Here is a 1,392-nt window from a genome sequence, read left to right on the forward strand (position 1 = left end):
TTGATTGCATCAAAATTTTACGTCAAGGTAGAGAGTGGGAATTAGAGATTATTTTCATTTTTTGACGAGTCGCGGGTGTTTAGATCCCCGACTTCTTTGACTCGACTTTAGCCATTTACACGTTTACTAGACTTCAGCAGCATTAAGGTTTCACACAATTGTTAGGGGGTAAAACCGGATTAGGGATTTTGGGTACTCCGGTTTTCATCAAAATTCTTGACCTAAGTAGTTACACAAAATTAATTACATAGCTATGACCAAATTCTCTCAAAATATTTTCAACAGATTCAACCAAGTGTTTCGAACTTTCATATGCTGATACTTCTAACCACTCGTATTTGATAAAACGCCACAAAATTTCAATAAGATTTAGCTGAGGAGAGTAAGTAGGTAAAAAGAAAAATTCTAATCTTTTTTGTTTCCATTCTTCCATCTTTTCATAGAATATATTGCTAGTATGGGTAGGAGCATTGTCGATAACAACAACGGTTTTTTTTGTGATATTTTCACAAAATTTATCAATACAAGCTATAACGACTTCACTATTAATTTTACATTCAAATAAATATATATCTAAATCATTTTTACGGTTCATAAAACCAATGGCATTTAATCGTTTACTAGCACTAGTTCTAACTCTAATTTTTTCTCCTTTTTCTTGCCAAGCATATGGTAAATAAGGAGTTAAACAGAACCCTGTTTCATCCATATATCTTAAATCAATTTCACCTTCATCATCTTTACGTTTGAGTTTCTCTAATTCTTGTTTAGCGGCTTTATAATCCTCTTCAGGCGGCTTGTCCGCTACTTTTTTTCTCAATCTATGCCAACTGAAACCTAAAATTTTTAAAACTCTTTTTATTGTTTCTTTACAAACCTTAATTCCCCATTCTTTTTCAATGCGGCTACGTACCTTTTCTAATTGTTTTGGGCTTTGTTTTACCCAAATACGTATTTGTTCTTTTTGTGAAGAGGAGAAAGTTGCTTTTCTGCCTCGTCCTTTTTTATCATATAGGCCAACAATGCTTCGTTCTTCCCAAGCTAATAACCAGTTATGAATTGTTTTACGACTTATTCCTAAAATCTTCGTTATGTCTTTCATCGAATAGCCTTCAAAACTCAATAAAAGGCAATGAGCACGTTGTCTAACTTGACTATATTTGCTAGCAAGATAAATCCTTGTGAGTAACTTTCTGGTCTCCGGACTTAACCCCTGAATGTATCGCATTTTCCTATTATGTAAATTCACCCTTAAAATCTATATATTTTATTTTAGGTAAATGTGTAAATAATTTTGTTGAATTACTTATGTTACAAGCTTTTACTGATGTCTCTGTTGCTGAGAATACACGCCAAGCTCTGTTTCAATCCTGGCGCAACCATATCATTCGC

Annotated in this window: 1 protein-coding gene; it reads right to left on the reverse strand. The window is 33.3% G+C overall.

All coding sequences use genetic code 11. From position 1 onward, the window contains the following. Positions 1-229: 229 nt before the first annotated feature. Positions 230-1,228: an IS630 family transposase gene (locus tag F6K52_RS36320; protein ID WP_293090074.1), complete on the reverse strand. Its 999-nt coding sequence runs from the start codon at positions 1,226-1,228 to the stop codon at positions 230-232. Positions 1,229-1,392 lie beyond the last annotated feature (164 nt).

The sequence above is a fragment of the Moorena sp. SIO3H5 genome (assembly GCF_010692395.1).
GTDB lineage: Bacteria > Cyanobacteriota > Cyanobacteriia > Cyanobacteriales > Coleofasciculaceae > Moorena.

What these genes read in the sequence shown, in the direction of transcription:
- F6K52_RS36320 (WP_293090074.1), bottom strand. Translation starts at nt 1,228, where the DNA reads ATGCGATACATTCAGGGGTTAAGTCCGGAGACCAGAAAGTTACTCACA.